We start from the raw sequence: 25,051 nt of genomic DNA, 5'->3' as shown, positions 1-25,051 counted from the left end.
AGGACGGTCGATCGTCGGGACGGTCGTCAGGACGCGAAGATCGTCTTCTTCTGACGCTCGATGGACGAGAGCAGGCTGTCGACGCCCTTGGGGTCGCGGATGAACTTCTGCAGCGCCGGCTGCATCACCGTGGAGGTGAAGTCGGGGCGGCTGTCGCGGTCCATGAACTGGGTGAGGCTCTTGGCGCCGGAGATCATCTCGTACGCCTTCTTCTGCAGGGCGGAGTACGAGGAGGTGTCGGCCTTGGTGGAGGCGGCCACGACGTTCGGGTCGGCCTTGAGGTAGATCTGCTCCGCCTCGGGGGTGCCGAGGAACTCCAGCAGCTTGACCGCGCCGGCCTTGTTCTTCGGGGCCTTGCTCAGCATGTAGCCGTCGGTGGGGGCCTCGACGGTGTCCTGGCCGTACGCCGGGTCGATCTCCGGGAAGGCGAAGAAGTCGAGGTCGTCGAGGTCGGCCTTGTTGCTGAACTGCTGGCCCACGAAGGTGCCCAGCAGGTACATGCCCGCCTTCTTCGACACCAGGGTCTGCGCGGCGTCCTGCCAGGTACGCCCGCCGGCGCCCTCCTGGTGGTACGGGAGCAGCTCGGTCCAGTGGTCGAAGACCTTGCGGACCTTGGCGTCGGTCCAGGACGCCTTGCCCGACATCAGCTCGACGTGGAAGTCGTAGCCGTTGGTGCGGAAGTTGAGCTGGTCGAAGGTGCCCATCGCCGGCCACGCGTCCTTGTCGCCGAAGGCGATGGGGACGAGCTTGTCCTTCTGCATCTGCTTGCACAGGGCCATCAGCTGGTCCCATGTGGTGGGAACCTCGTAGCCCTTCTCCTGGAAGACGCTCTTGCGGTAGAAGAGCGCCCAGGGGTACGTGTACAGCGGCACGAAGTAGAACTTGCCGTCCGCGCCCTTGCTGAGCTTCTGCATCGCCTCGGGGAAGTTGCCCGAGATCTTGTCCCACACGTCGTCGATCGGGCTGGCGAGCCCCTTGGCGGCGAAGAACTGCATGCGGTAGCCCGCGAACCAGTGGAACACGTCGTCCGGCGTGCCCTGCAGGTAGGAGTTGATCTGCTCCTGGAACGTGTTGTGGTCCTTGGTGTTCACGTCGACCGTGATCCCGGACTTCTTCTTGAACGCCGCGTAGATCTCGGCGAACGCCTTCTTCGGCACCGCGTCCGACGCGTTGGAGCCGAGCGAGACGGTCTTCGAGTCACCGGCCGAGCTGCCACTGCCGCCGCAGGCGCTGAGCAGGGGAACGCCGGCGCCGAGCGCCACCGCCCCGCCGACGCCGCGCAGCACGCTGCGGCGGCTCGGGCCGGGGACGGAGAGACCGGAAGGTGTGAGGTGCATGTACGGCTCCCTGGGGACAGGTCGTTCGGTCTCAATGGCCCTCGCCGGTGACTGATCGAAAACAATCAGAAACCAACTCGACCGAACATCGGTGGCCGCCATAACAGCTCTATGTCATGTCATGCGTCAAGACTTCTTGTCCCCCTTTGTTGAAACGTAATCCCTGGATGTCGAAACGTGACCGACACATACGTGAGCCACCTCACATCCCGGAGGGCCCTCCCCGGGGGGCACCGCGACCGCGCAAGATCGCCCACCACGGCCGGCCGCCGCCGTCCCCGGCCCGGGCGGACGCCGCCCCGAAGTGTTTGCGCCGGCGTATCCCCACTCCCCCGCGTCCCCGCCGGGACGGCGGCCTGCCGCCGCCCGCGGACCCGCCCCCGTCGAGCTGGAGCCGGATCCGCACCTCGGTGCCGCCCAGCACCGACGCCCCGAGGCGGACGTCACCGCCGGTCGACTCGGCGAGCCTGCGCACGATGTCCAGGCCGAGCCCCGTCGAGCCGTCGCTGCCGGAGCCGCGCCCCCGGGCCATGGCGGCCTCCGGATCGGCGATGCCGGGCCCCGCGTCGGAGACCAGGACGATCACCGCGTCCTCGGCGTGGTGGACGTCCACCGCGAAGGCCGTGCCCTGCGCCGTGTGCCGGAAGACGTTGCCGAGCAGGGCGTCCAGGGCGGCGGCCAGGTCGGCGCGGGCGACGGGCGTGCGGACCGGGCGCTCGGCCCCCGCCACCCGCCAGACGCGCCCCTCGTCCTCCGCGAGCGCCGACCAGAACCCCATCCGCTCCCGGACCACCTCGGCCGCGTCGCACCCGGCGCCGGGCCCCGCCGGCGCCGTCCGCGGCTTGGCCTCCCGCGCGGTACGGATGATCGTGTCGACCTCGCGCTCCAACTGCTCCACCGCCGCCCGCGTCTGCTCGGCGGCCGGTCCGTCGCCGAGCGAGGCCGCGTTGAGCCGCAGCACGGTCAGCGGTGTCCGCAGCCGGTGCGACAGGTCGGCCGCCAACTCCCGCTCGTTCGCCAGCAGTTGCACCACCTGGTCGGCCATCGCGTTGAACGCCGCCGCCGCCAGCCGCAGCTCCTTCGGCCCCTCCTCCGGCACCCGCGCGCCCAGTTGCCCCTCCCCCAGTTCCCGCGCGCTGCGCACCAGCCGCCGCGCGGGCCGGACCATCCGCACCCCGAGCCGGTCCGCCACGGCCACCGAGCCGACGATCAGCAGGGCGCCCACCCCGGCGAGCACCGCCCACGCCGTGGCGAGCCCCCGGCCCACCTCCGCGTCGGGCACGTACACCTCCACGACCGCTGTCGCACCGGAACCGACCGCGGTGGGCTGCAGCAGCGTGGACCCACCGGGCACCCTGGTGGTGGAGGCCCGGCCCAGCTTCCGCACGGCCGCGACGTCCCGGTCGGACGCCCGCTGCCGGCCCACGTCGAGCGCGGGACTCCCCGCGCCCGCCGGCAGGTGCACCGCCATCCCGTCGTCGGACCCGACCGAGGCGAGGACCCGCTCCAACTGCTCCCGGTCGGTGGTGATGGAGAGCGCCGGGGCGATCGCGGCCGCCTCCCGCTCGGCGCCGGAGAAGGCCCGGTCCCGCGCCAGCTCCTTGACGACCAGCCCGAGCGGCACCGCGAAGGCCACCACGACCATCGCCGTCACCGCCAGGCACACCTTGACCAGGGCCCACCTCATGGCCGGGGCCCCGCCCCCGGCGGTTCCAGCTTCACACCGACCCCGCGCAGCGTGTGCAGATAACGCGGTCGCGCCGCCGTCTCTCCCAACTTCCTCCGCAGCCACGACAGATGCACGTCGATGGTCTGGTCGTCCCCGTACGACTGCTGCCACACCTCGGTCAGCAGCTCCCTGCGTGCGACGACCACACCGGGGCGCCCGGCCAGGAACGCCAGCAGGTCGAACTCCCGCCGGGTGAGGTCGAGCGGTACCCCGTCCAGCTCGGCCCGGCGGCGCAGCGGGTCGATCGCGAGGCCGCCGACCCGGAGGACCGGGGAGGGGGGCGCCTCGCCGGCGTAGGCGCGGGAGCGGCGCAGGACGGCCGCCATCCGGGCGGACAGGTGCTCGACCGAGAACGGCTTGGTCAGATAGTCGTCCGCGCCCGCGTTCAGCAGGCGGACGATCTCGGCCTCGTCGTCCCGCGCGGTGGCGATGATCACGGGGACGTCCGTGATGCCGCGCAGCATCTTCAGCGCCTCCGAGCCGTCGAGGTCGGGGAGCCCGAGGTCGAGGACGACCACGTCGAACCGGACGTGCGCGACCTCGCGCAGTGCCTCCAGGGCCGTACCGACGCTGCGCACGGTGTGTGCGGCGTCCGTCAGATGCCTGATCAGCGCCGAGCGCACGAACGGGTCGTCCTCGACCACGAGCACACTTGCCATGCGCCGCACCGTACGCCATGCGGAGGAGCCCGGCCGGAGCCTGTGGACAACTCACGCGGCAGGCCCGCGAGAAGGCCCGGGGCCGGACCGGCGCCCCCGGTCCCACGACACCGCCGGGGCGCGTGGGGCAGTATGGCCGCGATGCGCAGAGGACTCCTACACGTACTGGCCTGGCTGCTCGCCACGGGCGCGGCGGTCACGGTGACGTGGTGGGGCGTCCACACGGTGCTGGCCGGTACGGCCTACGACCCGCCCCGTGCCCTGCCCGTCACGGCCGCCGACGCCCGGGACCGGGGCGCCACGGCGCCCGCCACCACGACGGCCCCTCCCGAGCCCTCGACGAGCACGGAGCCTCCGGCGCGGAAGGAGGCGGACGAGCCGTCCCCCACCCCCTCGAAGCAGCCGGGGTCCGCGAAGCCGAGCCCCGGTCCGGGCACCGGCACCCCGGCCGCCCCGTCCGGCTCGGGCCGGGTGAAGGCGTACGACACCGAGGGCGGCCGGGTGGTCCTCTCGCTCGCCGAGGACTACGCGACCCTCGTGTCGGCGACGCCCGGTTCGGGCTGGTCGATGCAGGTGTGGAAGACGGAGACGTGGATCCGGGTCGACTTCGCCGCCGGCGCGGACCGGGTGTCGGTGTTCTGCACCTGGCACGACAGCGCGCCCCGGGTGGACGTGCAGAACTTCTGAGGAGGGGCGCCGCCCTCCGGGCACGGGCGCGTTCCCCGCGCGCGTGCCCCGCGGGCCGTTACATCTGGAAATCGGGACCTCAGCGGAACGCCGACGACGGCGGCGCGGGAGAGGCCACCGCGCCCGCGTCCGTCACGGGCTGCGCGCCGCCCGTGAAGTCGGTGAGCGCCCTGCCGTGCTCGACCCGGCCGGGGTGCGGGTCGGAGGCGGCACGGCGCGTCAGTTCGGCGACGGGGAGCGGTGTCGCGGAGGCGACGAGGACCGCGTTGCCGAACCGTCTGCCCCGCAGCACGGTGGGGTCGGCGATCAGCGCCAGCTCCGGGAAGACGACGGCGGCGGTGGCGATCTGGCCGCGCAGATGCGCCAGCGGCGGGCCGTCGGCGAGGTTCGCCGCGTAGAACCCGCCGGGTTTCACCACCCGCCGTACCTCCGTGAGGAACTCCGTCGACGTCAGATGCGCCGGGGTGCGCGCCGCGCTGAACACATCCGCTATGACCAGGTCCGCCCATCCGTCGGGCACCTTCGCGAGCCCCTCGCGCGCGTCCGTCGACCGCACCCGTACGCGCGCGTTGGGGTCCAGGGGCAGGGCGCGCCGCACCAGTTGGACGAGGGCCGCGTCCCGCTCGACGACCTGCTGGGTGGAGCGGGGGCGCGTGGCGGCGACGTACCGGGCGAGGGTGAAGGCGCCCCCGCCGAGGTGCACGGCGTGCACGGGCCGTCCGGCCGGGGCGACGACATCGATGACGTGCCCGAGCCGGCGCTGGTACTCGAACGACAGGTACGCGGGGTCGTCGAGATCGACGTGCGACTGCGGCGCCCCGTCGACCAGCAACGTCCACGCCCGGGGCCGGTCCCGGTCCGGAAGCAGCTCGGCGAGCCCTCCGTCGACCTCCTCGACCACGACGTCGGCGCCCTGCCCACGCCGCCCCTGCCCCTTCTTCGACCTGCCCATGACCTCATTATCGGGCGCGGGGCACCCGGTGCGCGCCGGGCACTCGGTACGCGCCGGGCGCCGGGGGCGCCCCGCGGGTCACCGGCAGTTGTCCGCGGCCTCGATCAACCGCGCCGCCTCGCCCAGGGCGGCGCGCAGCACCGTCGGGTCGGTCGCGAGGTCCGCCTCCCCCGGCGGCAGCAGCCAGTCCGCACCCTCCGCGGGGACCAGGACGGCCCCCCGCCCGTCGCTCTGCGTGCAGGTGCTCCCCGGCACGTCCCACGCGTCGGCCGTACCGGGCGGTACCAGGAATCCGAGGGTGTCGCAGGTGTCGTCGTGCAGCACGGGCCCGACCGTCGTGACGGGCCCCATCACGTCGAGGGCGCCCCGGCGGAGGATGTCGACCGCCTCCAGTCCCTGCCGCGCGGGCACGGTCACCAGGTCGCACTCGGAACGGGGTTCGTGGTTCTTCATCCGGGCCTCCCACGCCTACCAGCCCCCTGCCCAACGCGTCGCCCCGTCAAGGGCTACGGCGAAACTGCGCCGCAAAGGATGGCAGTTCATGGCATATCCGGGATGAGATATCCGGTTTGTAGCCAAACCTCGCGTGGCGGCCTCGATCGGGCGGGTACGTTCTTGCCCCGCCGGACACAGCGGAACCAACCGTGCAGCACGCACACAAGTCCTACTGAATCCGGCATGGTTCGACGGTTCGCGAGAGAGGGCCCGGCCATGGCGTCGTCATCGGTGACCTCGTCCCAGTTCCCCCGGCCGCAGCGGCCGAACCTCGCCTTCAGGCGGCTGCGCGGGCAGCGTTCGCCGGGCGAGTTCGCCTCGGCGGTACGGCGGGCCGCGCTGGAGATCGGCGAGCGGGTGAGCTGTGACGCTCGCTACGTCGGCCGGGTCGAGTCGGGCGAGATCCGCTGCCCCAACTACGCCTACGAACGGGTGTTCCTGCACATGTTCCCCGGCCGGACACTGACCGACCTGGGGTTCGCGCCCCGCGCGGAGGTACGCGGTCGGGGGGCGCGCCCCGCCGAGGAAGCGCCCTCGCCTCGCTACGAGAGCCGCTCTCACCCCTCACCCGACGTGAGGGGTGAGACGGAAGGGACGTACGAGCCGTATGACACGCAAGAGATGTACGACATGCAGGACCCGCGGGGCGACACGGGCTATGTGCGCGGCCGGCGGGGCCCGCAGCACACGTACCGGAACCACGAGGAGAGCGACGTGCAACGTCGCGCATTCATGACCGGCGGTACCGCCGCCGTGGCGGCCGCCTCGCTCGGCCCCTTCGCCCTGGGGGGCACGGCCTCGGCCGCCGGCCGTCCCGTCCACCGGGCGGGCACGGGGGAGGCGGGCGCGCTCGAAGCCGCCGTGCGCAAGATCCGGCTGCTGGACGACCGGCACGGGGCCGACGGGCTGTACCGCAGGGCCTCGGCGCCGCTGCGCGCGGCGTACGCGCTGCTCGACGCGGGCACCACCCGGCAGGCCACCGCCGACCGGCTGTACGCGGGGGCGGGCGAACTGGCCATCTCCGTGGGCTGGCTGGCCCATGACTCGGGGCGCTTCGACGACGCCCGCTCGCACTACGCGGAGGCGCTCGCGACGGCCCGGATGGCGGGGGACCCGGGCCTGGAGGCGCACGCGTTCTGCAACACGGCGTTCCTCGCGCGCGACGCCGGCCGCCCGCGCGAGGCGGTACGGGCGGCGCAGGCCGCGCAGCGGGTCGCCCGGCCGCTCGGGTCGCCCCGGCTGATGTCGCTGCTGGCGCTGCGGGAGGCGGGCGGCTGGGCGGGGCTCGCCGACCGTACGGGCTGCGAGCAGGCGCTGGCCCGGGCGCACGCCCTGTACGGGCGGGGCGCCGCCGAGGCCGACCCGGAGTGGATGAGCTTCTACGGGGAGGCCGAGCTGGAGGGCCTGGAGGCGCAGTGCTGGTCGACGCTGGGCGACTGGTCCCGGGCGGCCCGGCACGCGCGCCGGGCGGCCGGTCTGCAGAACCCGCACTTCACCCGGAACATCGCGCTCTACACCGCCGAGCTGGCCGACGACCTCGCGCGCGGGGGCCGGCCCGACGAGGCCGCGGCGGCCGGACTGCGGGTCCTCGACCTCCTCGACGAGGTCCAGTCCTCCCGCGTCCAGCAGATGCTGGCGGGCACGGCCCGGGTGCTCCTGCCGCACCGCCGGGCGGCGGGAGTGGCGGCCTTCCTGGAACGGCACGCGGGGGTCGCGCGGACGGCGTAGAGCGGTCCTCGGGGTCCGGCGACGGCCCGCCGGGGCCGCGTCAGTGGCCCGCCAGGTGCCCGGTGTCGTTCCAGGACTCGATCGCCGGGTCGCCGTAGGCCCAGCCGAGGACCGACAGCGACGTGGGGCTGAGGCGGACACGCGCGGCGAAGGAGAGGTCGAGGCCGAGCCAGCGCGCGGCTATGGAGCGCAGGACGTGCCCGTGGGCGAAGACCAGGACGTCGCGCTCGGCGGAACGGGCCCAGGCCACGACCTCGTCCGCGCGCGCGGAGAGCTGTTCCAGGGTCTCCCCCTCGGGGACGCCGTCGCGCCACATGAGCCAGCCGGGCCGGAAGTCCTGGATCTCGGCCGGGGTCAGCCCCTCGTACGCCCCGTAGTCCACCTCCATCAGCGTGTCCCACTCGGTGGCGCGGTCGCCGAAGCCCGCCAGATCGCAGGTCTCACGCGCGCGGGAGAGGGGACTCGTCCGGACGTCGGCGTCGGGCAGCCCGTCCAGGGGTGCCCGGTGCAGGCGCTCCCCGAGGAGCTTGGCACCGCGCCGGCCCTCTTCGAGGAGCGGGATGTCCGTCCTGCCGGTGTGCTTCCCGAGCAGGGACCATTCCGTCTGTCCGTGCCGGGCCAGCAGGATGCGCGGTGCCATGAGCGACCTTTCGGGGGCCTTCTGCGAGAAGGAAGAATAGGGAGGCGGATGGTTCCATCATCGCTCACGCTGTCGGGGGGCAACCCGGGAGGCGATCCCTGCGTCTTGGACATCGTCTTGCACAGGGGCCACCGCAGCACCACGCACAGATGAACACCGCGTACAGACGGGCACCGCACACAGGTGCACACCGAGGCACACAGATGGGGGAGGACGTCGGATGCCGCAGACCGAGGCGACCGAGGCACCGGTTGGCAGAAGGACCGGCGCACCGGTTACCGAGGAGGCTCCGACCGTGCGGGCCCGGTGGTGGACCGAGCTGCCGCTGATCCTGCTGGTGTACGGGGCGTACTCGGCCGGCCGGCTCCTCGCGCGCGGTGACACCGCCCACGCCGTCGACCACGGCCTGGCGATCCTGCGGTTCGAGAAGGGCCTGTGGCTGAACGCCGAGCATCCGCTGAACCGGCTGTTCACGCGGGAGCCCTGGATCGGGATACCCGCCGACTTCTGGTACGCGTCGCTGCACTACCTGGTGACGCCCGCGATCCTGGTGTGGCTGTTCCGGTCCCGCGCCGTGCGCTACCGCGCGGCCCGCACCTGGCTGCTGACCTCCACCTTCATCGGCCTCATCGGGTTCACCCTGCTCCCCACCTGCCCGCCCCGGCTGCTCGACCCGTCCCACGGCTTCGTCGACACGATGGCCCAGTACAGCTCCTGGGGCTGGTGGGGCGGCGAGGCCAGCGCTCCCCGGGGCCTGGGCGGCATGACCAACCAGTACGCGGCGATGCCGAGCCTGCACGTCGGCTGGGCCCTGTGGTGCGGAGTGATCCTCTGGCGCCTCGGCAACGGCTCGCGCCTCGTACGGACGGCCGCCGTGGCGTACCCGCTGATCACCACGATCGTGGTGATGGGCACCGCCAACCACTACTTCCTCGACGCGGCGGCGGGCGCCGCCGTGATGGGCGTCGGTCTGCTGCTGACCCCGCTGGTGCTGCGGACCGCCGACCGGTGCCGGGCCGCGCTCGGTCTCGCGGCCGCCGCGGGCACGGCGGCCGGGGACCGGTCCGGCGGCGTCGGCGGGCGGCGCGCGGAGGAGTCCGTCGCTCCCGCCACCGCGGCCTCGCGGGGCTCGGGTGCCCCCATTGTCAGTGGGGAGTGCCAGACTTCCCCGGGTGAGCGAATTCCACGGCAGCGGATCACCGAGCCCGAGCCGGGTGCCGTCCCCGCGGAGGCGGGGGACGGGGCTGCGGCAGCGGCTCGCTGAGCTGCGCGGACCCGAGGTCCCCCCGAAGGCGCTGGACGCGCGCGCCCTCGCCGCGCTCGCGGCCAACCCGGGCTGTGAGCGCCGCGCGCTGCTGGACGGCGCGGGGGTGAACAAGGCGGTGCTGGCCGGCGCGCTCGGCTCGCCCTCCGCCTTCGGCCAGTCCCAGTTCGCCTTCATGCGGGGCAACGCCTTCGAGGCCCGCGTCAAGGCGGACGGCGGCGCGGAGCTGCTGCGGCTGGTGCACGAGAGACTGGACCCCGGCGCCGGCCCGCCGGTGTCGGCCTCGGTCCCCGACCTCACGGCCGTGGGCCCCGAGGGCCGCACCGCCCGTACGGCACTGGCGCTGCGCGAGGCCACCGAGTCCGGGGGCTGGACGCTGCTCGACCACCCGATGCTCGCGCTCGACGTCGCGGGCACCCCCGCGTTCCTGGAGCCGGACGCGGTCGTGGTCCACCCCGACGGCACCTGGTCGGTCGTCGAGATCAAGTCCTTCCCGATGCTCGACGGGTCGGCGGACGCGGCGAAGGTGGGCGCGGCCGCCCGCCAGTCCGCGGTGTACGTGCTGGCGCTGGAGGAGGTCGCCGCCCGGCTCGGCGGCGAGACGGGCGGGGGCGCCCCCGCGCCCGAGGTGCGCCACCGGGTGCTGCTGGTCTGCCCCAAGGACTTCACCAACCTCCCGACGGCCGCCGCCGTGGACATCCGCAGACAACGGGCGGTCACCCGCCGCCAGCTGGCCCGGCTGACCCGCATCGAGGAGATCGCGGACACCCTCCCCGAGGGCACCTGCTTCGCCACGGACCTGCCCCGGGAGCGGCTGACGACCGCCGTCGAGGCACTGTCCGCCAGCTACGCCCCCGAGTGCCTCGCCGCCTGCGAGCTGGCCTTCCACTGCCGGGCCCGCTCCCGCACGGAGGGCGCGGTGACCTCCCTGGGCCGGGCCGCGCGCGCCGAACTGGGCGGTCTCACCACGGTCGACGAGGTCCTGGCGGCGGCCCACGGCCGGGCCGGTGACCCGGACGACCCCGCCGTGGCCGCGCTGCGCAGGGCGGCGGAGCTGCGGGCGGAGGCGCTCGCCACCGCGGGCGCCGCCCGGGAGGGCGCCGCGTGTCGCTGATCGCCACCCTCGCCCGGCTCGAAGCCGTCAGCTCCGGCCGCGCCCAGCCCGCGGCCACCGTCCTGCACCGGCATCTCTCGGACCGCCCGCTCGTCCTCGTGCCGCTGACCACCGCCGGTGAGGCCGGGGCCCCGCTCGGCGCGCTCGTGGGCACCGACCGTGACACGCCCCGGCTGCTGGTGGTGCCCCAGCCCCGGGACCGTGACCTGCGGTTCGCGTTCCTGGCCGAGCTGGCGGACATCGTGCTGCCGTACGTGGACTCCTACGCCGACGTGGTGGAGGCGGCCGAACGTGCCGAGACCGACCCGGAGACCGGCAAGCGGGTCAAGGTCGAGGTCGAACTGTGCGCGGACGCACCGCAGTTGATCCTGCCGAGCCGGACGGGCATCGACCTCGTACGGCTCCTCGGGCGCTCCACGCGGTTCCGGCGCACCGCCGAGCAGGACCCCGAGGCGCCGTATCCGGCGCCGCCGCGCGTGCCGCTGCTCGGGCGGTGGCTCACGCACTTCGGGGAACGCGCGCGGGTGCCGGGCTCCTCGCTGCTGCTCGCGCTCACCGACCTGCTGTCGCGGCACTGGGCGACCGGCCAGTCCGGGGTGGAGGACCAGCACCTGGGGTCGCTGCTTGCCTGGATCGACCCCCCGGAGGGGGAGTCGGGCGAGACGGCTGCGCGGCGGGCCGAGCTGGCGCGGGACGCCGAGGGGCAGTTGCTGTGCCCGCCCGCCGGGCCCGCGACCGACCCGGCCTTCGACAACAAGCTGCTGGCCCCGGCCGTCGAGCGGTACGACCGGGCGCGGCTCGCCCTGGCCGCCGCCGAGGACGGGCTGGAGGCGGACGACCGGCTGGGGGCGCTGGCCGCCGCCGAGCGGGAGATCCGCGCGCTGGTCGAGAGCCGCACCCGGCCCACCTGGGACGCGGTCTGGCACGGACTGGACCTGCTGCGCGCCCTGCCGGAGGGCGCCCACGCGGCCGACCGGTGGACCCGCGACCGCTGGTCCTTCACCGGCCACCGGGACCGGATCGTCGCCGGGGAGCCGCCGCAGCCCCGGATCGACGACGCGGTAACCGCCGCGAACAAGCTGGCCGCGCGCGAGCGGGAGCAGGCCCGGCTGGACGCCCAGGAGGCCCTGGACGACCCGCTCGTCATGGCCGGGCGGCGGCTGGCCGGGGAGGCGTTCGCCGGTGAGGTCACGGACGTCGTGATGGCGTACAGCGAGAGCAAGCGGCCGAGTCCGCGGCCGCTGGTCACCGTGCGCACCGGGGACCGGCCGCATCTCGGGGAGCGCGCGAAGGTGTACCGCTCGCTGGGCGGGAAGCCGCAGACGGCCGAGTTCGTGGGGTACGAGGCGGACGCGCGGGGCGAGGGCCCGGATGGCGGCCTCCTGGTGCTGCGGATCATGGACCGGATGGGGCGGGGCAAGGAGCCGGAGGCGGGGTCGGTCCCCGAGAAGGGCGACGCGCTCTGTTTCACCCTGTTCGAGCACGACCAGCGGGGCGGGGCGAAGCTGCCGGACCCGGAGGACACCCCGTGGACGCACGGAGGGCCGCCGGGTGAGCCCGACGCCGTGCCGCTGCCGGACCCGGTGACCGAGGAGGACGTGCTGTGACCCCCACCGAGGCCGTGCTCGACCCCGGGGCCGCGGCGGGCCGTGCCACCGACGCCATCCTGCGCGACACGCTGCACGGCGACGCGCGCGGTGTCGTCGTCGACTCGCCGCCCGGCGCCGGGAAGTCGACCCTCGTCGTCCGCGCGGCGCTCGAACTCGCCTCCGCCGGGCGCCCGCTGATGGTCATCGCGCAGACGAACGCGCAGGTCGACGACCTGGTGATCCGGCTCGCGGAGAAGGAGCCGGACCTTCCCGTCGGCCGGCTGCACAGCAGCGACAGCGACCCGTACGACAAGGCGCTGGACGCGCTGGCCAACGTACGGAAGTCGGCGAAGGCGGCCGAGCTGACCGGGCTGGACGTGGTGATCTCCACGGCGGCGAAGTGGGCGCACGTCAAGGGCGTCGAGCCGTGGCGGCACGCGATCGTCGACGAGGCGTACCAGATGCGGTCGGACGCGCTGCTGGCCGTGGCGGGGCTGTTCGAGCGGGCGCTGTTCGTGGGCGACCCCGGGCAGCTGGACCCGTTCGCGATCGTGGGCAGCGAGCAGTGGGCGGGGCTGTCGTACGACCCGTCGGCCTCGGCGGTGTCGACGCTGCTGGCGCACAACCCCGACCTGCCCCAGCACCGGCTGCCGGTGTCCTGGCGGCTCCCGGCGTCGGCGGCACCCCTGGTGTCGGACGCGTTCTACCCCTTCACCCCGTTCCGCAGCGGCACGGACCACGGGGACCGGCGGCTGGGGTTCGCGGTGCCGTCGGACGGTTCCGGTACGGACCGGGTGATCGACGAGGCGGCCGAGTCGGGCTGGGGGCTGCTGGAGCTGCCGGCCCGGCACACGCCGCGCACCGACCCGGAGGCGGTGCACGCCGTCGCCCTGGTCGTACGGCGGCTGCTCGACCGGGGCGGGGCGGCGGCCTCCGAGCGGTCCGAGGAGCCCGTGCCGCTGACCGCCGACCGGATCGCCGTCGGTACGGCCCACCGCGACCAGGCCGCCGCGGTGCGGGCGGCGCTGGCCGAACTGGGCGTCACCGACGTGGTCGTGGACACGGCGAACCGGCTGCAGGGGCGGGAGTACGACGTCACGGTCGTCCTGCATCCGCTGTCCGGCCGCCCGGACGCCACGGCGTTCCACCTGGAGACCGGGCGGCTGTGCGTCCTCGCCTCCCGGCACCGGCACGCGTGCATCGTGGTGTGCCGGGCGGGCGTGGACGACCTGCTCGACGACCATCCGTCGACCGAGCCCGTGCAGCTGGGGGTGACCGTGAAGTTCCCGGACGGCTGGGAGGCGATGATGTCGACCTGGGCCCACTGGTCCGAGCACCGGGTGAGTACCGGGTGAGTCGGCGCCCCTGACCGCGCGGGGCCGTGGTGCCCGGCTCGGGAGGCGTGGCGCGGGGCGTTCCGGCGGTCGCGAGCGGGGCGGCGCTCCCGGGCGCAGGTGTGCGGGGGGCCGCGGATGGAAAGCCTGGGCAGGGTCGGTGCCTACTTGCGCGGTCACGAGACAATGGACGGTGGCCCTCCACCCGGGACACCCCCGGGGCCGGCCCACCGAACCGTCGTACGAGGAGGAGAAGACATGGCGGAGCCCACGCCGCGTCGGAACGAACCGCGGCTACGCCCCGCGCCCCTGCTCTTCGAGCCGGCGGAGGCGGCCGGCGATCCCGAGCACTTCTTCGACCTGGAGTCGATCGACGATCCCCGGGCACTGCTGTCGCGGGCGACGGAGCTGGCACAGGCGTTCCGGGCGGCCGCGGACCGGGCCGTGGAGTTCCAGGCGATCGCGGCGGCACAGCTGGCGGACCCCAGACGGTTCGACCGGCTGACCCCGGCGGACATCGCGGAACGCGCGGAGTGGACCGAGGACTACGCCAAGAAGATGGTGGAGTACGGACGGGAACTGCAGCGGGGGCGGGACGTGAGCGGACCGGAGTCCCTCTGACCGGAACCCGTCCGGTGGGGGCGGGGGACGTGGGGCGGGGTCTGCCCGGGACCGGCGTCGACGGGGGCTTCGGCACAAGCCGGGTGACCGTGCTTCGGGCCGGGCCCGGGCCCGGCAACAGCGACAGCGACAGCGACACCTGACCGCGCTCCGACGGTGGTCGCCCGCACCCGCACGTCCGCGCCCCGCCGCCCGGGAGTGTCACCGCACCGGCACCCGGCAGCCCGCCCGCTCCACCCGCCGGTTTGCCGGAAGGGTCGCCGCAACCGTCGCCCCGGGTGTCGCCGCCCCCACGCGCCGGACAGACCGCGTCGTCGCGGACCGGCACCCGCCCGCGCCCCCAGCACACACCCCCGGCGGGGAACGGTCGGCGCGAAACGGCTTCTGGCATATGCCGGTCGGGCAAGATACCCCACTTGCCCCCCTCGCGTCCCGATTTCCGGCAACCGCCCGGGGTCGGGCGCTCACGGGCGGTAGACCTGGAGGCATGAGCGGTGGAGTGAGGACGGGCAGGTACCCGCAGGACGGGGACGACGTCGCGGGGGTCACGGCGGACGGGGCGGCCTGGCTGGCCTCGGCAGGAACGTATCCGCGCAGCACCCTGACGCTGTGGGAGGAGCGGCCCTCGGCGCCGGTGGTGCTGCCGTGCGGGTCCGTCTTCGACGTCGTCAGCGTGCCGGCGATCTTCGGGCGGCGCATGCTCGACCGGCTGTGGGACGAGGGCCCCGGCTCCGGCCCGGTCGCCGTCTACCGGGGGCGCGTGCTGCTGTTCGCCTCCCCCGGCACCGCCCACCGGCTGCCCACCCTGCTGGCGTGGGAGGAGTGGGGCTCCCCGGGCCGCACCGGCGCCGTCCCTCCCCTGCTCTGCCACGGCACCGGCGACGCGGTGACCGTTCCCGCCGTGCTCCGCACCGAGCCCGAGGACCGCCGGACCGGCCTCGAAGAGGGCCGCGCCGGCACACCGGACGCGCCCGGAACGAGCCGCCTCGGATCACGCTGGCTCGTCGCCCCGGACACCCTCCGACCTTGGCTTCCGGGACCCGAGGTACTGCTCTGGGCGGCCGTCCGGGCAGCCCGCGCGAGCGCCCGTGCGACCGTGCGCGTATCGATTTTTCCTCCCGCCGATCAGGGTGCTAAGGTCTACGACGTCAGCAGGCGCCGCTAGCTCAGTTGGTTAGAGCAGCTGACTCTTAATCAGCGGGTCCGGGGTTCGAGTCCCTGGCGGCGCACGACACGAGAGAGGCCCCTCGCGCAAGCGAGGGGCCTCTCTCGTTGCCCCGCCCCACACCACGTCCCGCCCCACACCCCTACCGCTCCGTCGTGATCCGTACCGTCCACGCCCCCGTGGCCGTACGCCCCTCCACCGCCACCCGCACACCGTCGCCCGGCACCGAGAAGCTCTCGCCCACCGTCACCGGCGCGTCCGCCAGCGGCGGGTACACGGACTCGTCCCAGCACGCCTCGGTACGCGGATGGGCGTCGACGACCTCGACGGGGCCGCTGCCCGACTCGGTGCCGCCGCGGATGCGGTAGACGAGGACGCCCTGCGTGCAGACGGCGGCGTCGTTGCCCACCGCCCCCCGCGCCTCGATCGCCAGCGCGGTGTCCGGGCCGGTCCGGACGACCGCCAGCTTCGTCCCGCGTCCGGCGCCGGGGGCCGGCACCCCGGCCGGGGCCACCGCGCCGACCGCGCCCGCTCCCCCACCGCCCGCCCGTCCGACGGTCCGGCCCTCCCGGTCCCGGCCCGAGCCGACCGCCTCGGCCTCCCCCTCGTACGCCCCTCCCGGCCCCGCCCCCACCGCCTCCATCGTCAGCCGGGTGCTCCCCGCTCCCCGTACGCACGTCACCTGGCCCGGCTCCAGCCAGCCCAGCTTCCACTTGTGCCAGGCGAACAGGTCCGGGGCGAGGGCGAACTGGCTGCCCATGAGGTCCCAGTCGCCGACGTGGGTGTCCCAGTCGCCCTTGCCGTCGGCGGGGCGGCGATAGAGGTCGGGGAGGTCGAAGACATGGCCGGTCTCATGGGCGAGGACGAGACGGTCCGGCGGGTGCCGCTCGAACACGGTGACGACCCGGCGCAGGCCCGTGCCGTCGATCTCCAGCGGCGTCTCCAGGTTGACCACCTTCGTCGCGTCCGAGTCGACACCGGGCGCGTGCGGGTCGGCGACGAAGTACACGATGTCGTAGCGGGAGAAGTCGACGTGCGGGTCGGCCGTGGCGAGCGCGTCCCTGAGGTAGGCGGCCCGGTGCGTCGCGTTCCAGTCACGCCGTATGGCGTACGCCGTCGACGGCCGGGGCATCTCCAGCCACTCACGGCGCGGATGGGGGTGGAGTGCGAACTTGCCGTACGACGCGCGCGCGAAGAACTCGCTGGTGGCCGGAAAGTGATCCGCGGTCAGCTCCGCCGGTGTGGTGAGAGGGGCCGCGTCCGGGAATGACAAGAATACGAGTACGGCGTCGAGGTCGCGGGTGGGGCGCGGATAGGCGGAGTTCCAGGTGTCGAGGCCCTCCGAGTGGTGCGCCTGGGTGCGCCGCAGCGTGCACGGCTCCGACAGCGGCACGGCGGAGGGAGCCGCGATCAGGGAGGTCGCGGCGAGCGCGGTGAGGGAGGTGAGCATGGCCGCAGTGCTGCGCAGCACGGGCGCCCGGTCGCCGAGGAGTTCCTTCCAGGGGAGCGGACGCTGCACGGAGACCTCCGGATGCGGATCTTGTGGACACCGCGTCCAGATTTTCTGAATTAGTAGTACTTTGCCCTGTTTGTCTGCACCAGAAGGGTGAGGGAGAGGCGAGATGGAGCCGGATGACCTCTGATGGCCGACACCCCGGACACTCACGGAACGTCACAAGCGGTCGACGGAACGGGGAAGCCGTTCAGCTCGGGGCAGAAACGATCTGCCAGATCAGGTCGTTGTTCAGGGAGACTGGAGAGTGGCTGGAAGGCCCTGGGGGCAGCCTCTATGATCGGCACACTTTCCTGCACGGACACGGCTTGAGCGCCCCTACGTACCGGTTCGGCCGCTCCGACGAGACACATGAGATCCGTACGAAAACGAGTGCACTGCGGGAGCGAACGGTGAGCGGAACGTCCCAAGGGCCGGCGCCCGCGGCAGACCTCGTCCGGCCGGCGATCACAGAGCGTCACGCCAATGCGTCAGTTCAGGCGTCCCGGCCGTCGGAGGAGAGTCCCACGGCACCCGCCGCCTTCTCCGTCGCGCCCCTGGCCATGGCCGTCGTCGACCGCGACGGACTGGTCGTCACCGCCAACGGGGCGATGGGGACCCTGCTCGGCACGGGCACGGAGCCGCTGACCGGACGGGTCGCCGCCGATCTGGTGGACCTCGCCTCGGACACCCGCACCTGGCACGCGTACCGCGAGGTGCTGCGCGGCCGGCAGGCCCGGCTGCGCTGTACGCGCCGGCTCAAACAGCGGGACGGCAGCTGGCTGTGGGTGCAGGTGTCGGTGGCGCCGCTGCCCGAGGAGGAGCGGGCGGTGCTGCTGTCGGTCACCGACATCAGCGCCACCCGTCAGCTTCAGGCCAGGCTCCGCCACCTGCAGATGCACGACCCGGTGACCCGGCTCCCCAACCGCACCCTGTTCTTCGAACAGCTCTCCGCCGCCCTCGAACGGGAGGGGTACGACGAGGCCGGCACCGGCCGGATCGGCCTGGTCTATCTGGACCTGGACGGGTTCAAGGCGGTCAACGACACCCTCGGCCACCGTGTCGGCGACCGGCTCCTCGCGGCCGTCGCCGAGCGGCTCACCCGGTGCGCCGACGAGGCCGCCCTGCTGCGCAAGCCCGGCACGCCCGCCGGGGCACCGCTGGTGGCCCGACTCGGCGGCGACGAGTTCGCGCTGCTCGTGGAGGACTCCACCGGCACCGAACAGCTCGCCGACCTGGCCGACTCGGTCCTCAAGGCGCTGCAGGCGCCCTTCGACCTGGCCGGTCAGCGCCTGTCCGTCTCCGCGTCGATCGGGGTCGTCGAGCGGCGGTCGACGAGCACGACGGCGACGGGGCTGATGCAGGCCGCCGACACCACGCTGTACTGGGCGAAGGCCGACGGCAAGGCACGCTGGACACTGTTCGACCCGGAGCGCAACGCCCACCGGATGACCCGTCAGGCCCTGTCGTCCACGCTGCGGGCGGCCGTCGGGCGGGGCGAGTTCGTCCTGGAGTACCAGCCGCTGGTGGGCATGGCGGAGGGTGAGGTGCGCGGGGTCGAGGCGCTGGTGCGCTGGCATCACCCGCAGTTCGGCCTGTTGACGCCGAATCGGTTCATCTCACTGGCCGAGGAGGACGGCTCGATCGTCCAGCTCGGGCGGTGGATCCTGGCCACCGCCTGCCGACAGGCCCGGCGCTGGCAGACCGACCATCCCGATCGGGCGCCGATCTTCGTCAGCGTGAACGTGGCCGTCCGCCAGGTCTGGGACTCCGACCTGGTCGCCGACGTCGCCGAGATCCTCGCGGAGACCGGCCTCGCCCCGCATCTGCTGCAGCTGGAGCTGACCGAGTCCGCGCTGATGGGCTCCGCCGGCCGCCCCCTCCAGGCTCTCAAGGCCCTCAGCGACATGGGCGTACGCATCGCCATCGACGACTTCGGCACGGGGTACTCCAACCTCGCGTACCTGAGCCGGCTGCCGGTGTCGGTGCTGAAGCTGGACGGGGCGTTCGTCCGGGGGTTCCAGTACGAGGGCGGGGAGGAAGGCGCGGGTCCCGGTGCGGCCGGGCCCGAGGCCGGTGACGTCGAGGACGCCGGGCAGCCCAGCCCCGCCGACGAGATCATCGTCGAGGCGCTCGTCCAGCTCGCCCACCGGCTCGGGCTGTCGGTCACGGCGGAGGGCGTGGAGACGGACGCGCAGGCGTCCCGGCTGCGCAGGCTCGGCTGCGACACCGGGCAGGGGTGGCTGTACTCCCGCGCGGTGTCGCCGGAACGGATCGCGGAACTGCTGGGGGCCGCGGCCTGCCCTCAGGCCTGATCCTCGGTGCGCGGCAGGTCGTAGGCGTCCGCGATCAGCTCGTAGGAGCGCAGGCGCAGTTCGGCGCTGTGGGCGTGGGTGGTGAGCATCAGCTCGTCGGCGCCGGTGCGCTTGTGGAGGTCGTCGAGGCGCGTGCGGACCTCGTCGACGGTGCCGTGCACGACGTCGGCGTTCCAGAAGTCGATGAAGTCCCGCTCCACCGCGCTGAACTCGTACGCCTCCGCCTCCTCCGGCGTCGGGACGAGGCCGGGGCGGCCGGTGCGCAGCCGGACCATGTTGAGCGCGGCGGCCCTGACCTGGCGACGGGCCTCCTTCTCCTCGTCGGCGGCGAGGGCGGAGACGCCGATCAGCGCGTACGGGGCGTCGAGGACCGGCGAGGGGCGGAACGACTCGCGGTACAGGTCGAGCGCCGGGATCGTGTTCCGCGCGGAGAAGTGGTGGGCGAAGGCGAAGGGCAGGCCGAGGGAGCCAGCGAGGCGGGCGCTGAAGCCGGAGGAGCCGAGCAGCCAGACCGGCGGGCGGTGCGGGGACTGGACGCCGCCGGGTGAGGTGCTCTGGATCGGGCCGGGGACCGCGTGGATACGGCGGTAGGGGTGGCCGTCGGGGAAGTCGTCGTCCAGGAAGCGGGTCAGCTCCGCGAGCTGCTCGGGGAAGTCGTCGGCGCCCTCGTTCAGGCGGGCGGAGCGGCGGAGGGCGGCGGCGGTGGCGCCGTCCGTGCCGGGGGCGCGGCCGAGGCCGAGGTCGATACGGCCGGGGGCCATCGCTTCGAGGGTGCCGAACTGCTCGGCGATCACCAGGGGGGCGTGGTTGGGGAGCATCACGCCGCCCGAGCCGAGGCGGATGCGGGTGGTGTGGGCGGCGAGGTGGGCGAGGATCACGGCCGGGGAGGACGAGGCCACGCCGGGCATGGAGTGGTGCTCGGCGACCCAGTAGCGGTGGAAGCCCCTGCGCTCCGCTTGGCGGGCGAGGGTGACGCTGGTGCGGAGGGCGTCCGTGGCGGTGCGGCCGGCACCTACGGTGACCAGGTCGAGGACGGAGAGGGGGAACGGGGCGGTGCCCTTCGTCTCGCCGCGTATCTCGCCTCGTGTCTCGTCTGTGGTCACGGTGGGGCCTCCTGGGGTGGGTGGTGCGGGGTCGTTCCACGGACAACAGGAGGGTGGCTCCGGTTATTCCCTCGCCCCCGCCGCCCCTACCCGTCCCATCCCTCAAGGGGCTGCGCCCCTTCGACCCCCACACGTCCGCCCGGTGGGGGCTGGTCGCGCAGTTCCCCGCGCCCCTGGACGAAGGGCCTGCGGCCCGTTCGTCCGGGGGCGGGTGGTCATACCTGGACGATGGGTTCCCTGGTGAAGAGTTGGCCCAGGCGCGGTGCGTTGACCCTCCTGTCGGCCAGCCGCAGGGCCTCCCAGAGGGAGACCTGGTTCGCGGTGAGGACCGGTTTGCCGAGTTCCTTCTCCAGAGTGGGGAGGTGGGAGGCGGTGTGGAGGGCCGTGTCCGGCAGGAGCAGGGCCTCCGCCTCCGGGTGGTCGCCGGCGCGGGCGAGGGCAAGAGTCTCGTCGAGGCCCCAGGTGCCCACCTCCGCCGCGGTGACGCCGCCCCCGCCCCGGACGGAGAGGACCTCGATGCCGGCCGCCGCCAGGAAGTCGGCGAAGAGGCGGGCCACGTCGTCCGGGTAGGCCGCCGCGACGGCGACCCGCGTGGCGCCGATCTCCCGTGCCGCGTGGGCGAACGCGAAGGACGTGGAGGAGGCCGGGAGCCCCGCCGCGCGGGCGAGGGCCCGGATCTGCTCGTGGGCGCCTTCGTAGCCGTGGACGAAACTGCCGCTGGTGCTGGCCCAGACGACGGCCTCCGCGCCGGACAGACGCAGGGCCTCGCAGCCGGCGGCCAGCCGTTCGGGGGCGCCCAGCTCACGCAGGGCGTCCAGCCGATGGGCGTCCTCACCGGTGTCGGTGTGCACCACGTCCACCCGGATGTCGCTGCCGAGCAGTTGCTCCATCCTCGGATAGTCGTCCTCGGCGGAGTGGCCCGGATAGAGGAAACCGAGTGCGGTCATGCCCAACCTTCCTGTTCTTCCGGCAGTACCGGCGGTGGCGGAACAGGCCCCGCACCCAACGGCAGCCTGGCCGACTCGTCGAGCAGAGCCTGGTACGGACCCACCGCCCGGGTACCCAGATGACGCAGTGCCGCCCACATCGTCACCTGGTTGGCCGAGATCGCCGGCATCCGCCGTTCATGGCCTCGCCCATCGCGCGCTCCCCCGCGACCCCGGAGACGAAGCTGCCGTTGACGAAGGTGCGTTCGGGTGCGAGCGTGGGCGATCAGTGCATGTCACACGCATCTCGTGGGGTGACCGGTGTCCTCTCTCGTCCCTTCCTCTCCCGTGGCCCCGTCGCGGCGCCCGCGCCTCCTCGTCCTCGACGCCGAGCCGCGCCCCCGGCTCGGACGGCTCACCGGGCGGGCGACGGTCGAGTACGCCGACGCCACCACGCTGGCCGAACGGCTGCCGTACGCCGATGTGCTGCTGGTGTGGGACTTCACCTCCCGTGCGGTGCGGGACGCCTGGCCGGGCGGCGGGCCCCGGCCGCGCTGGGTGCACACGGCGAGCGCGGGCGTCGACCATCTGCTCTGCCCCGAACTGGTCGCCGACGAGGACCTGGTGGTGACGAACGCGCGCGGGGTCTTCGAGGCGCCGATCGCCGAGTACGTCGCCGCGCTCGTCCTCGCCATGGCCAAGGATCTGCCGCGCAGCGGGGAGCTGCAGGGGCGGCGGGAGTGGCGGCACCGGGAGACCCTGCGGGTGGCGGGCGGCCGGGCGTGCGTGGTGGGATCCGGGCCGATCGGGCGGGAGATCGCGCGCCTCCTCAAGGCCCTCGGTCTGCACACGGCGCTGGTCGGCCGGACCGCGCGGCCCGGAGTGCACGGTCCGGAGGATCTGGACCGGCTGCTGGCCCGCGCCGACTGGGTGATCGCGGCCGCGCCGCTGACGGAGGCGACGCACGGCATGTTCGACGCCCGGCGGTTCGGGGTCATGCAGCCGTCCGCGCGCTTCGTGAACGTGGGGCGCGGGCAGCTCGTGGTGGAGGACGCGCTCGTGGAGGCACTGCGCAAGCGGTGGATCGCGGGGGCCGCGCTGGACGTCTTCGCGCGCGAACCGCTGGCACCGGACGACCCGTTGTGGGAGGTCCCCGGGCTGATCGTCTCCCCTCACATGAGCGGCGACACGGTGGGCTGGCGGGACGAACTCGGCGCCCGGTTCGTGGAGCTGTTCGAGCTGTGGGAGGCGGGCAGACCACTGCCCCACGTGGTCGACAAGAAGCTCGGGTACGTGCCCGGCCCCGCGTGACGTACCGACCCCGGGTGTGCGGCCCGCCACGGACCGCCACGGCCGTGGTGGTCCGCGCGGCCGTCCGGCCGGCGCTCGTGCGTGAAGGACCGGAAAAGACCTGGCATACCCGTTGCCCCCTCGGGTAGCCGCGCGGCCATGGCTCGATTGCACGCACACGACAGGAACGGCCGGCGTCCCAGCAGACCCGGCATCCCCCGCCGTACCCTGCTCACCGGCACCGCCGCCCTGGCCGGCACGGGCGCGGTGGTGGGGGCGAGCAGCGGATGCAGCCGGGTGGCGACCGCGGACACCGGCGACGGCGGACAGCTGCTGCAGCAGTTGCGGGCGAAGGGCACCGTACGGCTGGGGATCGCCGGCGAGCAGCCGTACGGCTACATCGGCAAGGACGGCGAGGTCACCGGCTCCGCGCCGGCCATCGCGCGGCGGATCTTCCGCCGGCTCGGCGTGGATCACGTCGAGCCGTTCCCCACCGAGTTCGGTTCGCTGATCTTCGGCCTGAACTCGCTGCAGTTCGACGTGGTCGCCGCCGGGATGTACATCAACCCGGAACGCTGTGAGCAGGTGCTCTTCGCGGACCCCGAGTACCAGATGAAGGACGCCTTCATCGTGCCCCGGGGGAACCCGAAGAAGCTGCGCACCTACGCCGACATCGCCCGTACCGGCGCCCGCATGGCGACCGGCATCGGCTACGCGGAGATCGACTACGCCAAAGAGGCCGGGGTGAAGCACATCGACACCCTGCCGGACCAGCTGGCCGGTCTCCTCGCCGTCGAACAGGGGCGCGTCGACGTCTTCGCGGGCACCGCCGTCACCGTGCGCAACGTGGTGAAGCAGACCGGGAGCACGAAGGCGGAGGCGACCGACGAGGTCACCCCGGTGATGGACGGGAAACCGGTCGTCGACGTCGGCGGCTTCGCGTTCCGCATGCCCGAACGGAACCTGCGGGACGCCTTCAACCGCGAGCTGCACCGGATGAAGCGGAGCGGGGAGCTGCTGGAGGTCATGCGGCCCTTCGGGTTCACGAAGGACCAGATGACCGACATCAGGGCAGAGGAGAAGTGCCGCGCATGAGTGCCTTGGACGTGACGGCACCCGTGCGTGCCGTCGACGGGGTGACCCTCGCCGGGCCCCTGGACGACTTCGCCTTCGGCTCGGGTCTGTGGGAGCTGCTGCTGCGCGGTGTGTGGATCACCGTCCAGCTGACCGTGTACGGCGCGGCCCTGGGCGCCGCCGTCGCCTTCGCCGTGGGGCTCGCCCGGCAGCACCGGCTGTGGATCGTGCGGTTCGTGGCGGGCGCGTACTTCGAGATCTTCCGCGGCACCTCCGCCCTGGTGCTGATGATCTGGGTGTTCTTCGTGGTGCCGCTGACGTTCGGCTGGCAGCTGGTCCCGATGTGGGCCGCCGTGCTCACCCTGGGCTGCACCTACGGCGCGTACGGCTCGGAGATCGTGCGCGGCGCGGTCGCCGCGGTGCCGGTCGCGCAGCGCGAGGCGGGGGTGGCGCTGAGCTTCACGCCCGCCCAGCGGATGCGGAGGATCGTGCTGCCGCAGGCCTGGCCGGAGATGGTCCCGCCGTTCTGCAACCTGCTCATCGAGCTGCTGAAGGGCACCGCGCTGGTGTCCGTGCTGGGCGTCGCCGACACGACCTTCGCCGCCCAGCTGGTGCGCAACGCCACCGGGCAGAGCGCACCGGTCTACTCGGTGATCCTCGTCATGTACTTCGTCCTCGCCTTCGCCATCACCCGGGTGATGCGGCAGGTCGAGCGGCGGGCCAAGGCCGGTGTCGGCCGGGCTCCCCGCGGGGACGTCCCCGGGCCGCGCGAGGCCGTCGCCGGACGGCCTCGGGGGCTGGCCGGAGCGGGTGCCGCAGCCGGTGGCGCCGGGGCGGCCACGAAGACATCGGCCCCCGGAGGTGCCTCATGACGTGGGACTGGTCCACGCTGGACGACTTCATGCCGGCCTTCCGGGACGGCGTCCTGGTCACGCTGCAGGCCCTGCTCTGGGGTTCGCTGCTCGCCTTCTCCCTCGGTCTGGTCTGGGCCCTCGCCCAGCGCTCGTCGCTGAAGGCGGTGCGCTGGCCGGTCCAGGCGGTCACGGAGTTCGTCCGCAACACCCCGCTGCTGGTGCAGCTGTTCTTCCTCTTCTACGTGCTGCCCGAGTGGGGCCTGACCCTGTCCGCGCTGGCCACCGGCGTACTCGGCCTCGGACTGCACTACTCGACGTACACCGCCGAGGTGTACCGCGCCGGGATCGACGGGGTGCCCGCCGGGCAGTGGGAGGCGGCGACGGCGCTCAGCCTGCCGCGCTCGCGCACCTGGACCGCGGTGATCCTGCCGCAGGCACTGCGCCGGGTCGTGCCCGCCCTCGGCAACTACGTCATCGCGATGCTGAAGGACTCGCCGATGCTGATGACCATCGGTGTGCTGGAGATGCTCGGCGAGGCCCGCCAGTTCGGCTCCCGGACCTTCCAGATGAACGAGGCCATCGTCACCGTCGGCATCGCCTTCATCCTCATCGCCTACCCCGCCTCCCTCCTCCTGCGAGCCCTGGAGCGTCGTCTTGTCCGCTGACACCCCGCTCGACACCCC

At 73.6% G+C, this 25,051-nt stretch carries 22 protein-coding genes, 1 tRNA gene and 1 pseudogene; 14 read left to right on the top strand and 10 right to left on the bottom strand.

Annotated features, from left to right (window positions below):
- Window positions 1-26: 26 nt before the first annotated feature.
- From PYR72_RS30360 to PYR72_RS30350, 3 genes are all read right to left on the bottom strand, one after another.
- Window positions 27-1,337, bottom strand: coding sequence for an extracellular solute-binding protein (locus tag PYR72_RS30360; RefSeq protein ID WP_275458229.1), 1,311 nt, complete (start codon window positions 1,335-1,337; stop codon window positions 27-29).
- A 202-nt stretch (window positions 1,338-1,539) separates the two neighbouring features.
- Entirely contained in the window at window positions 1,540-3,024 is a 1,485-nt protein-coding gene (locus tag PYR72_RS30355) for a HAMP domain-containing sensor histidine kinase (RefSeq protein ID WP_275458228.1), read from the bottom strand.
- Window positions 3,021-3,725 carry a response regulator transcription factor gene (locus PYR72_RS30350; RefSeq protein ID WP_275458227.1) on the bottom strand — a complete coding sequence of 235 codons (705 nt, stop codon included), beginning with the start codon at window positions 3,723-3,725 and terminating at the stop codon, window positions 3,021-3,023. The genes PYR72_RS30355 and PYR72_RS30350 overlap by 4 nt, the downstream gene beginning before the upstream one ends.
- A gap of 132 nt (window positions 3,726-3,857) precedes the next feature.
- Between PYR72_RS30350 and PYR72_RS30345 the strand changes: the two genes are divergently transcribed.
- Window positions 3,858-4,412 (top strand): hypothetical protein, encoded by a 555-nt coding sequence (locus PYR72_RS30345; protein ID WP_275458226.1) that lies wholly within the window; start codon window positions 3,858-3,860, stop codon window positions 4,410-4,412.
- A gap of 79 nt (window positions 4,413-4,491) precedes the next feature.
- On the opposite strand, the gene PYR72_RS30340 is transcribed toward PYR72_RS30345, so the two are convergent.
- Together PYR72_RS30340 and PYR72_RS30335 are read right to left on the bottom strand one after the other, a co-directional pair.
- Window positions 4,492-5,364, bottom strand: coding sequence for a fused MFS/spermidine synthase (locus tag PYR72_RS30340; protein WP_275458225.1), 873 nt, complete (start codon window positions 5,362-5,364; stop codon window positions 4,492-4,494).
- A 78-nt stretch (window positions 5,365-5,442) separates the two neighbouring features.
- Window positions 5,443-5,817, bottom strand: a complete 375-nt coding sequence (locus tag PYR72_RS30335) for a hypothetical protein (protein ID WP_275458224.1) — start codon at window positions 5,815-5,817, stop codon at window positions 5,443-5,445.
- 258 nt (window positions 5,818-6,075) lie between these two features.
- Between PYR72_RS30335 and PYR72_RS30330 the strand changes: the two genes are divergently transcribed.
- Window positions 6,076-7,587, top strand: a complete 1,512-nt coding sequence (locus tag PYR72_RS30330; RefSeq protein ID WP_275458223.1) for a hypothetical protein — start codon at window positions 6,076-6,078, stop codon at window positions 7,585-7,587.
- Between the two features lie 40 nt (window positions 7,588-7,627).
- On the opposite strand, the gene PYR72_RS30325 is transcribed toward PYR72_RS30330, so the two are convergent.
- A complete protein-coding gene (locus PYR72_RS30325; protein ID WP_275458222.1) occupies window positions 7,628-8,227 on the bottom strand; it encodes a histidine phosphatase family protein in 600 nt (199 codons plus the stop codon).
- A 220-nt stretch (window positions 8,228-8,447) separates the two neighbouring features.
- Between PYR72_RS30325 and PYR72_RS30320 the strand changes: the two genes are divergently transcribed.
- From PYR72_RS30320 to PYR72_RS30290, 7 genes are all read left to right on the top strand, one after another.
- The gene (locus tag PYR72_RS30320; RefSeq protein WP_275458221.1) at window positions 8,448-9,491 is read left to right on the top strand and encodes a phosphatase PAP2 family protein; all 1,044 of its coding nucleotides are present in this window, start codon (window positions 8,448-8,450) and stop codon (window positions 9,489-9,491) included.
- Window positions 9,442-10,605 carry a hypothetical protein gene (locus PYR72_RS30315; RefSeq protein ID WP_275460565.1) on the top strand — a complete coding sequence of 388 codons (1,164 nt, stop codon included), beginning with the start codon at window positions 9,442-9,444 and terminating at the stop codon, window positions 10,603-10,605. Before PYR72_RS30320 ends, PYR72_RS30315 begins: the two co-directional genes overlap by 50 nt.
- Window positions 10,596-12,212, top strand: coding sequence for a hypothetical protein (locus PYR72_RS30310; protein ID WP_275458220.1), 1,617 nt, complete (start codon window positions 10,596-10,598; stop codon window positions 12,210-12,212). The genes PYR72_RS30315 and PYR72_RS30310 overlap by 10 nt, the downstream gene beginning before the upstream one ends.
- A complete protein-coding gene (locus PYR72_RS30305; protein WP_275458219.1) occupies window positions 12,209-13,549 on the top strand; it encodes an AAA family ATPase in 1,341 nt (446 codons plus the stop codon). Before PYR72_RS30310 ends, PYR72_RS30305 begins: the two co-directional genes overlap by 4 nt.
- Window positions 13,550-13,786: 237 nt before the next feature.
- A complete protein-coding gene (locus PYR72_RS30300; protein ID WP_275458218.1) occupies window positions 13,787-14,149 on the top strand; it encodes a hypothetical protein in 363 nt (120 codons plus the stop codon).
- Between the two features lie 487 nt (window positions 14,150-14,636).
- Complete coding sequence (locus PYR72_RS30295) at window positions 14,637-15,314, top strand: bifunctional DNA primase/polymerase (RefSeq protein WP_275458217.1); 678 nt, start codon at window positions 14,637-14,639, stop codon at window positions 15,312-15,314.
- A tRNA-Lys gene (locus PYR72_RS30290) sits at window positions 15,305-15,378 on the top strand. Before PYR72_RS30295 ends, PYR72_RS30290 begins: the two co-directional genes overlap by 10 nt.
- A gap of 78 nt (window positions 15,379-15,456) precedes the next feature.
- Here the strand turns inward: PYR72_RS30290 and PYR72_RS30285 are convergent.
- A complete protein-coding gene (locus tag PYR72_RS30285) occupies window positions 15,457-16,833 on the bottom strand; it encodes a M6 family metalloprotease domain-containing protein (protein ID WP_275458216.1) in 1,377 nt (458 codons plus the stop codon).
- Between the two features lie 386 nt (window positions 16,834-17,219).
- On the opposite strand from PYR72_RS30285, the gene PYR72_RS30280 reads away from it, so the two are divergent.
- Window positions 17,220-19,121: an EAL domain-containing protein gene (locus PYR72_RS30280; RefSeq protein ID WP_275458215.1), complete on the top strand. Its 1,902-nt coding sequence runs from the start codon at window positions 17,220-17,222 to the stop codon at window positions 19,119-19,121.
- Here PYR72_RS30280 and PYR72_RS30275 read toward each other — a convergent pair.
- The 3 genes and pseudogenes from PYR72_RS30275 to PYR72_RS30265 form a co-directional block, all read right to left on the bottom strand.
- A complete protein-coding gene (locus PYR72_RS30275) occupies window positions 19,112-20,224 on the bottom strand; it encodes an LLM class flavin-dependent oxidoreductase (protein WP_275458214.1) in 1,113 nt (370 codons plus the stop codon). The genes PYR72_RS30280 and PYR72_RS30275 overlap by 10 nt on opposite strands.
- A gap of 215 nt (window positions 20,225-20,439) precedes the next feature.
- Window positions 20,440-21,171, bottom strand: a complete 732-nt coding sequence (locus PYR72_RS30270; protein ID WP_275458213.1) for a decarboxylase — start codon at window positions 21,169-21,171, stop codon at window positions 20,440-20,442.
- Window positions 21,168-21,350: pseudogene (locus tag PYR72_RS30265) on the bottom strand (decarboxylase); the annotation flags it as partial. The pseudogene PYR72_RS30265 and the gene PYR72_RS30270, both read right to left, overlap by 4 nt.
- Window positions 21,351-21,498: 148 nt before the next feature.
- Here PYR72_RS30265 and PYR72_RS30260 point away from each other — a divergent pair.
- From PYR72_RS30260 to ehuD, 4 genes are all read left to right on the top strand, one after another.
- Window positions 21,499-22,461 (top strand): D-2-hydroxyacid dehydrogenase, encoded by a 963-nt coding sequence (locus PYR72_RS30260; protein WP_275458212.1) that lies wholly within the window; start codon window positions 21,499-21,501, stop codon window positions 22,459-22,461.
- Between the two features lie 138 nt (window positions 22,462-22,599).
- Entirely contained in the window at window positions 22,600-23,535 is a 936-nt protein-coding gene (ehuB, locus tag PYR72_RS30255; protein ID WP_275458211.1) for an ectoine/hydroxyectoine ABC transporter substrate-binding protein EhuB, read from the top strand.
- On the top strand, window positions 23,532-24,386 hold the full coding sequence (gene ehuC / locus PYR72_RS30250; protein WP_275458210.1) for an ectoine/hydroxyectoine ABC transporter permease subunit EhuC: 855 nt from the start codon (window positions 23,532-23,534) through the stop codon (window positions 24,384-24,386). Before ehuB ends, ehuC begins: the two co-directional genes overlap by 4 nt.
- Window positions 24,383-25,033: an ectoine/hydroxyectoine ABC transporter permease subunit EhuD gene (gene ehuD, locus PYR72_RS30245; RefSeq protein WP_275458209.1), complete on the top strand. Its 651-nt coding sequence runs from the start codon at window positions 24,383-24,385 to the stop codon at window positions 25,031-25,033. Before ehuC ends, ehuD begins: the two co-directional genes overlap by 4 nt.
- Window positions 25,034-25,051 lie beyond the last annotated feature (18 nt).

The sequence above is a fragment of the Streptomyces sp. VNUA24 genome (assembly GCF_029167005.1).
GTDB lineage: Bacteria > Actinomycetota > Actinomycetes > Streptomycetales > Streptomycetaceae > Streptomyces > Streptomyces scabiei.
Note: the sequence above shows the minus strand (reverse complement) of the source record. Positions and strands in the feature narration are given on the sequence as shown.

Bases quoted from the DNA above. Each gene is read 5' to 3' on its own strand.
- PYR72_RS30360 (WP_275458229.1), bottom strand. From the start codon at position 1,337: ATGCACCTCACACCTTCCGGTCTCTCCGTCCCCGGCCCGAGCCGCCGC.
- ehuD (WP_275458209.1), top strand. From the start codon at position 24,383: ATGACGTGGGACTGGTCCACGCTGGACGACTTCATGCCGGCCTTCCGG.
- PYR72_RS30335 (WP_275458224.1), bottom strand. From the start codon at position 5,817: ATGAAGAACCACGAACCCCGTTCCGAGTGCGACCTGGTGACCGTGCCC.
- PYR72_RS30330 (WP_275458223.1), top strand. From the start codon at position 6,076: ATGGCGTCGTCATCGGTGACCTCGTCCCAGTTCCCCCGGCCGCAGCGG.
- PYR72_RS30300 (WP_275458218.1), top strand. From the start codon at position 13,787: ATGGCGGAGCCCACGCCGCGTCGGAACGAACCGCGGCTACGCCCCGCG.
- ehuB (WP_275458211.1), top strand. From the start codon at position 22,600: ATGGCTCGATTGCACGCACACGACAGGAACGGCCGGCGTCCCAGCAGA.
- PYR72_RS30325 (WP_275458222.1), bottom strand. From the start codon at position 8,227: ATGGCACCGCGCATCCTGCTGGCCCGGCACGGACAGACGGAATGGTCC.
- PYR72_RS30340 (WP_275458225.1), bottom strand. From the start codon at position 5,364: ATGGGCAGGTCGAAGAAGGGGCAGGGGCGGCGTGGGCAGGGCGCCGAC.
- PYR72_RS30295 (WP_275458217.1), top strand. From the start codon at position 14,637: ATGAGCGGTGGAGTGAGGACGGGCAGGTACCCGCAGGACGGGGACGAC.
- PYR72_RS30345 (WP_275458226.1), top strand. From the start codon at position 3,858: ATGGCCGCGATGCGCAGAGGACTCCTACACGTACTGGCCTGGCTGCTC.
- PYR72_RS30320 (WP_275458221.1), top strand. From the start codon at position 8,448: ATGCCGCAGACCGAGGCGACCGAGGCACCGGTTGGCAGAAGGACCGGC.
- PYR72_RS30350 (WP_275458227.1), bottom strand. From the start codon at position 3,725: ATGGCAAGTGTGCTCGTGGTCGAGGACGACCCGTTCGTGCGCTCGGCG.
- PYR72_RS30270 (WP_275458213.1), bottom strand. From the start codon at position 21,171: ATGACCGCACTCGGTTTCCTCTATCCGGGCCACTCCGCCGAGGACGAC.
- PYR72_RS30355 (WP_275458228.1), bottom strand. From the start codon at position 3,024: ATGAGGTGGGCCCTGGTCAAGGTGTGCCTGGCGGTGACGGCGATGGTC.
- ehuC (WP_275458210.1), top strand. From the start codon at position 23,532: ATGAGTGCCTTGGACGTGACGGCACCCGTGCGTGCCGTCGACGGGGTG.